A 6,748-nucleotide genomic window follows, 5' to 3' on the forward strand; every position below is an offset into this window, starting at 1 on the left:
TTTATTCAGGCGCATACGCCGGTTCACCTCACCGGTAAGACTTCAGGCCAGCCATGCTGGCCTTTTTCTTTTCCGGCGCGCTTCGATTACACTGACGTTTTAATTTTCCCGCTGAACCATGACTGATAACGCTGTTCTGCGCCTGCGTGCGCAACGACTCGCCCGCGCCACCCGCCCTTTTCTTGCCAGAGGCAATCGCGTGCTGCGCTGCCAGCGCTGCCTGTTGCCGCAGAAAAATTGCCTGTGCGCCACCATTCAGCCGCAGACGGCGCGCAGTCGTTTTTGCCTGGTGATGTTTGATACCGAGCCAATGAAGCCCAGCAATACCGGCCGTCTGATCGCCGATATTTTACCGCCTACTGAGGCGTTCGGCTGGTCGCGTACCCAGCCCGATCCGGCGCTGCTGAGCGCGGTGGCGCACCCTGACTATCAGCCGATGGTGGTCTTTCCCGCCTCCTATGCCGATGCGGGCCGGGAGGTGCTGACCGCGCCGCCGCTGAGCGGCAAGCCGCCGCTGTTTATTATGCTCGACGGCACCTGGACAGAGGCGCGCAAGATGTTCCGCAAAAGCCCCTGGCTCGACGCGCTGCCGGTTATGTCGCTGAACGTTACCTCGCCGTCGCGCTATACGCTGCGCGAAGCTCACGGCGAAGGCCAGCACTGTACCGCCGAGGTCGCCGCTGCGCTGCTGGAGCAGGCCGGGGATACGGCGGCGGCGCAGGCGTTGCAGCTGCATTTTGAGTATTTCCGCCACGCCTATCTGGCCGGTAAGCCGCATCATCCCGTCCATCAACATGCGCCTGCCGACGAACTCTGACCGCCTGTGCGGCGGCCGGGTTGTTCTGGCCGCCCGCAGGTAAAAATGCGTGCGGCCTTCTCAGCCTGCGATCGCCGAACCGGCAAAGCGATGAAAAAGCGATTACACTCACGCCAGTCGACTTCAGGAGAACGGGATGAGCCAACGCGGACTGGAAGCGCTGTTACGGCCTAAATCTATTGCGGTGATTGGCGCCTCGGTCAGGCCGGGGCGGGCCGGTCATTTTATGATGCGCAATTTGCTGGCAGGCGGCTTTAGCGGCCCGGTGCTGCCGGTCACCCCCAAATACAAAGCGGTCAGCGGCGTACTGGCCTGGCCAACTATCGACAGCCTCCCTTTTGCCCCCGATCTGGCGGTGATCTGTACCCATGCGAAGCGTAACCTTGAACTGCTGCAACAGCTGGGCGAAAAAGGGTGTAAAGCCTGCATTATTCTTTCTGCTCCCGCCAGTCAGCTCGAAGAGCTAAAAACCTGCGCCGCGCAGTGGCAAATTCGGCTGCTCGGTCCTAACAGCCTGGGGTTGCTGGCGCCGTGGCAGGGGCTGAACGCCAGCTTCTCGCCGGTTCCCATCGAAAAAGGACGCATCGCCTTTATCTCGCAGTCGGCGGCGGTCTCCAATACCATTCTTGACTGGGCGCAGCAGCGCAATCTGGGCTTCTCCTGGTTTATCGCGCTGGGCGATAGCCTGGATACCGACGTTGACGATCTGCTCGATTTTCTGGCGCGCGACGGCAAAACCAGCGCCATTTTGCTCTATCTGGAGCATCTCAGCGACGCCCGACGCTTTGTTTCCGCCTCGCGCAGCGCCTCGCGCAATAAACCGATACTGGTGATCAAAAGCGGCCGCAGCCATCAGGCGCAGGCGCTGCTGGGCACCCACAGCGGGCTTGATGCCGCCTGGGACGCGGCGATTCAGCGCGCCGGACTGCTGCGCGTGCAGGATACCCATGAGCTGTTTACCGCCGTGGAGTCGCTTAGCCATATGCGCCCGCTGCGCGGCGAACGGCTGATGATCGTCAGTAACGGCGCCGCGCCCGCCGCGCTGGCTTTAGACGAACTCTATGCGCGCAGCGGCAAGCTTGCCTCGCTGAGCGACGACACGCTGGCTGCGCTGGCCGCGGTGCTGCCCGCAGGCATCGGGCGCGGCAATCCGCTTGATCTGAAAGATGATGCGACGCCGCAGCGCTACGTCGACTGTCTGAACATTTTGCTCGCCAGTCACGAGCTGGATGCGCTGATGATTATTCATGCCCCCAGCGCGGTGGCTCCTGCCACTGAGTCGGCAGAACAGATTATCCAGGCCGTCGTCGCTCATCCGCGCGGCAAACAGGTCACGCTGTTAACCAACTGGTGCGGCGAGTTTTCCTCTCAGGCGGCGCGGCGAGCCTTTACTCAGGCGGGCATTCCCACCTGGCGCACGCCAGAGGGCACCGTGACGGCGTTTATGCATCAGGTTGAGTACCGTCGTAACCAGAAGCAGCTGCGCGAGACCCCGGCGCTGCCCGCCAGCCTGACGCAGGACAGCGCGCAGGCGCATCAGCTGCTCTCCCAGGCGTTAGCCAGGGGCGTGACGACGCTGGATACCCACGAAGTGCAGCCGGTGTTAGAGGCGTACGGTCTGGCCACGCTGCCGACCTGGATCGCCAGCAACAGCCAGCAGGCTGTGGCTATTGCCGAGCGCATCGGCTACCCCGTCGCGCTCAAGCTGCGCTCGCCCGATATTGCGCATAAATCCGAAGTGCAGGGGGTGATGCTCTATCTGCGCACCGCGGCTGAGGTGCAGCAGGCGGCTGAAGCCATTATTGACCGCGTCAGACAGACGCTGCCGCAGGCGCGCATTGACGGCCTGCTGGTGCAGAGCATGGCCAGCCGCGCCGGAGCGCAGGAATTACGCGTGGTGGTACAGCAGGATGCGCTGTTCGGTCCCATCATTTTGCTTGGCGAGGGCGGCATTGAATGGCAGGCGGACAAGCAGGCAGCGGTGGCGCTGCCGCCGCTTAATATGACGCTGGCCCGCTATCTGGTGATTCAGGCCATCAAGAGCGGCAAAATTCGCAGCCGGGGAGGATTGCAGGCGCTGGATATTTCCGCCCTCAGCCAGCTGCTGGTGCAGGTCTCTAACCTGGTGGTGGACTGCCCGGAAATTCAGCGGCTCGACATGCATCCGCTGCTGGCGGCAGGCAGCGAGTTTACCCTGCTTGATGTCACGCTGGAACTGGGAGCCTTTAACGGCGATAACGAAGCGCGTCTGGCGATACGCCCTTATCCTCAGCATCTGGAGGAGCCGGTGATGTTAAAAGACGGACAGCCCTGCCTGTTCCGCCCTATCCTGCCGGAAGATGAGCCGCTGCTGCGTGATTTTATCGCTCAGGTCACCAAAGAAGATCTCTACTATCGCTATTTCAGCGAGATCAATGAGTTTACCCATGAAGATCTCGCCAATATGACGCAGATCGATTATGACCGCGAGATGGCCATTGTCGCGGTTCGTCAGCAGCAAGGCGTGGACGAGATTATCGGCGTCACGCGCGCTATTTCCGATGCAGACAATATCGACGCCGAGTTTTCGGTGCTGGTACGCTCCGACCTCAAAGGGCTGGGCATGGGGCGGCGTCTGCTGGAAAAGATGATCCGCTATACGCGCGATCATGGCTTGCAGCAGCTAAACGGCATCACCATGCCGCACAACCGCGGCATGATTACGCTGGCGCGCAAGCTGGGCTTCCGCGTGGATGTACAGCTGGATGAGGGCATTGTCAGCCTGAATTTACCCTTACACAGGGACATCAGCTAACCTTGTACAGAAAGGTAAAAAATGGCCGACCGCAGCAGGTTGATGTTATTATTTACCGTTATGACCCTGATTTGATGGCAAAAGGCCATGCAATGAACCGAGAAGAAGCGCACTGCGATGCTGTCTAAATTTAAACGCAATAAGCATCAACAACACCTCGCACAGTTGCCGAAACTGTCACAGTCCGCTGCGGATGTGTCGACACTTTACTCGCCGGCCGATTTTCGGCGCACGCTGCTGGAAAAAATTGCGGCGGCGCAGCACCGCATCTGTATTGTCGCCCTCTATATGGAAAACGACGACGCAGGCCGCATGGTGATGGATGCGCTTTACGCCGCGAAACGCGCCCGCCCGACGCTGGACATCAGTATCCTCGTCGACTGGCATCGCGCCCAGCGCGGACGTATCGGCGCGGCGCGCGGCGTGACCAACGCCGACTGGTATTGTGAGATGGCGACGCAGCATGCGGATATTGCCATTCCGGTCTACGGTATTCCGGTGAATACGCGCGAGGCGCTCGGCGTATTGCATCTCAAAGGCTCGATTATTGATGATACGCTGCTGTATACCGGCGCCAGCATTAACGATGTTTACCTGCATCAGCACGACAGATACCGTTACGATCGCTATCAGCTGATCCGCAACGCGCAGCTGGCCGACACCATGGTTGAGTGGATTAACGTCAATCTGAAGCAGTCAGAAGCCGTGAACCGTCTCGATCGCGAAGAGCGTCCCTCCAGTCCCGAAATCAAAAATGAAACGCGCCAGTTCCGTCAGGATCTGCGCGGGTTTAACTACCAGTTCGAAGGGAATGGTCATAACGAGGAGCTGACGGTTACGCCGCTGGTTGGGCTGGGCAAACGCAGCCTGCTCAACAAAACGATTTTCCATCTGATGCCGTGCACCGAGCAAAAGCTGACCATCTGCACGCCCTATTTTAATCTGCCGGCGATTCTGGTGCGCAGCATTATTCATCTGCTGCGTGAAGGCAAAGAGGTCGAGATCATCGTAGGCGACAAGACCGCGAACGACTTCTATATTCCGCCCGATCAGCCGTTTAAAATTATCAGCGCGCTGCCCTATCTGTATGAAATTAACCTGCGCCGCTTCCTCAGCCGCCTGCAATATTACGTGGATAACGGACAGCTGGCGGTGCGCCTGTGGAAAGATGGCGAGAACAGCTACCATCTGAAAGGGATTTGGGTGGATGACGAGTGGACGCTGATTACGGGCAACAACCTCAATCCGCGCGCCTGGCGTCTCGATCTGGAAAATGCGGTGCTGATCCACGACCCGCTGCAACAGCTGGCCGAGCAGCGCGATAAAGAGCTGACGCTGATTCGCACGCATACTCAGGTGGTGAAACATTTCCGCGAGCTGGAAAGCATCGCCGACTATCCGGCGAAAGTCCGTAAGCTTATTCGCCGTCTGCGGCGTATTCGTATCGACCGCCTGATTAGCCGTATTCTGTGATGCGCCGACCGACACGCCGAGCAGGCCCGTCAACGGCGCGCTCTGGCGGTCGGCCTGTCAGACTCACCGCGATGACGGGCTGAGCGGTCAGAACTTCAGCCCGTAACAGATTACAGCTTAATTCCTTTGCCGCGCTTGTGTAGCAGCAGTGATACCAGAAACGCCAGCGCGCCCATCGCCGACACATACCAGAAAAAGGTTGTCTCTACCCCCTGCTGCTTCAGCAAAAGCGCGACATATTCTGCCGAACCGCCAAAGATAGCATTAGCGACCGCATAGGAGAGCCCGACACCCAGCGCGCGGACTTCCGGCGGGAACATCTCTGCTTTAAGGATCCCGCTAATGGCGGTATAGAAGCTGGTAATCAGCAGCGCCAGCATAATCAGACCGAAAGCGAGTGTCGGGCTTTGCACATTCTGTAGCGCGGTCAGGATCGGAACGGTGCAGATCGCCGCGCCCGCGCCAAAGATCAACATAGATCCTCGCCGACCGATTTTATCGGAAAGCGCGCCGATGACAGGCTGGATCAGCATAAAAACCAGCAGCGCCCCGGTCATCAGTCCGCTGGCGCTTTTCGCATCCATACCCGCGGTGTTCACCAGATACTTTTGCATGTAGGTCGTAAAGGTATAAAAGCTGAGCGAACCGCCTGCGGTAAAGCCCAGCACCATCAGAAAAGCGCGCGTATGGTTACGCAGCAGGCCGGAAATACTGCCGGCATCTTTGTGCTGACGGCTTTTTTTGTCCGACGTCTCGTTAAGAGAGCGACGCAGCCAGAGCGCGACCACGGCCAGTATCGCGCCGAGGAAGAAAGGAATGCGCCAGCCCCAGCTGCGCAGCTCCTCGTCGCTGAGAATGAATTGCAGAACAACAACCGTTAATACCGCCAGTAGCTGGCCGCCAATCAGGGTCACGTACTGAAAAGAGGCGTAGAACCCTTTACGTCCTTCCAGCGCGACTTCGCTCATGTAGGTGGCGCTGGTGCCGTACTCTCCGCCCACCGACAGCCCCTGAAACATGCGCGCCAGCAGCAGGATGGCAGGCGCTGCAATACCAATACTGGCGTAGCCGGGCAGGCAGGCTATCACCAGCGATCCGAAACACATCATGCAAACCGAGATCAGCATCGATTTTTTGCGTCCGTGACGATCGCCGATGTAACCGAACAGCCAGCCGCCAATAGGACGCATCAGAAATCCGGCGGCGAATACGCCTGCGGTTTGCAGCAGCTGCGTGGTGGTGTCCCCTTTCGGGAAAAAGATATGAGCGAAATAGAGTGAGAAGAAGGAGTAGACGTAAAAGTCGAACCATTCGACCAGATTGCCTGATGAAGCCCCGACAATTGCCCAGACGCGTTTCTTGTTAATGCCGTGCTCTTCTGCGCGCTGAGTTGACTGATTGTTTATTTCTGCCATGCGTTACCTCAAGTTCCTTGCTGATAAGCCGCGTTAAAACAGTGAGTAAAGCATTTCATGGGTGACAACGGAACGTTATCGCGCTTGTGGTGCAGTAAATGTGACGTAGAAGAGGTTTAGGTGTAACGCGTGTAATCAGGCGGGTTTAGTTTTGCCGCCCGCAGAACGCAAAAAGCCCCGGCCGTCGGGCCAGGGCTGCGCGATAAGCAGACGTAAAAAAGCCCCCTGCTTGCGCAGAGGGCTTCTTCG

Annotated in this window: 4 protein-coding genes; 3 read left to right on the forward strand and 1 reads right to left on the reverse strand. The window is 58.7% G+C overall.

The window, feature by feature from the left end; genetic code table 11:
- Positions 1 to 118: 118 nt before the first annotated feature.
- From BBB56_RS08730 to pssA, 3 genes are all read left to right on the forward strand, one after another.
- Entirely contained in the window at positions 119 to 817 is a 699-nt protein-coding gene (locus BBB56_RS08730; RefSeq protein ID WP_123800561.1) for a tRNA-uridine aminocarboxypropyltransferase, read from the forward strand.
- Positions 818 to 953: 136 nt separating this feature from the next.
- On the forward strand, positions 954 to 3,611 hold the full coding sequence (locus tag BBB56_RS08735) for a bifunctional acetate--CoA ligase family protein/GNAT family N-acetyltransferase (RefSeq protein WP_123800562.1): 2,658 nt from the start codon (positions 954 to 956) through the stop codon (positions 3,609 to 3,611).
- Between the two features lie 117 nt (positions 3,612 to 3,728).
- On the forward strand, positions 3,729 to 5,084 hold the full coding sequence (gene pssA / locus BBB56_RS08740) for a CDP-diacylglycerol--serine O-phosphatidyltransferase (RefSeq protein WP_123800563.1): 1,356 nt from the start codon (positions 3,729 to 3,731) through the stop codon (positions 5,082 to 5,084).
- A 110-nt stretch (positions 5,085 to 5,194) separates the two neighbouring features.
- Here the strand turns inward: pssA and BBB56_RS08745 are convergent, their stop codons facing one another.
- A complete protein-coding gene (locus tag BBB56_RS08745) occupies positions 5,195 to 6,499 on the reverse strand; it encodes an MFS family transporter (protein WP_123800564.1) in 1,305 nt (434 codons plus the stop codon).
- Positions 6,500 to 6,748: the final 249 nt, after the last annotated feature.

Origin of the sequence: Candidatus Pantoea deserta (assembly GCF_003813865.1) — a bacterium.
In the GTDB taxonomy this organism is placed as follows: Bacteria; Pseudomonadota; Gammaproteobacteria; order Enterobacterales; family Enterobacteriaceae; genus Pantoea; species Pantoea deserta.

What these genes read in the sequence shown, in the direction of transcription:
- BBB56_RS08730 (WP_123800561.1), top strand. Translation starts at nt 119, where the DNA reads ATGACTGATAACGCTGTTCTGCGCCTGCGTGCGCAACGACTCGCCCGC.
- BBB56_RS08735 (WP_123800562.1), top strand. Translation starts at nt 954, where the DNA reads ATGAGCCAACGCGGACTGGAAGCGCTGTTACGGCCTAAATCTATTGCG.
- pssA (WP_123800563.1), top strand. Translation starts at nt 3,729, where the DNA reads ATGCTGTCTAAATTTAAACGCAATAAGCATCAACAACACCTCGCACAG.
- BBB56_RS08745 (WP_123800564.1), bottom strand. Translation starts at nt 6,499, where the DNA reads ATGGCAGAAATAAACAATCAGTCAACTCAGCGCGCAGAAGAGCACGGC.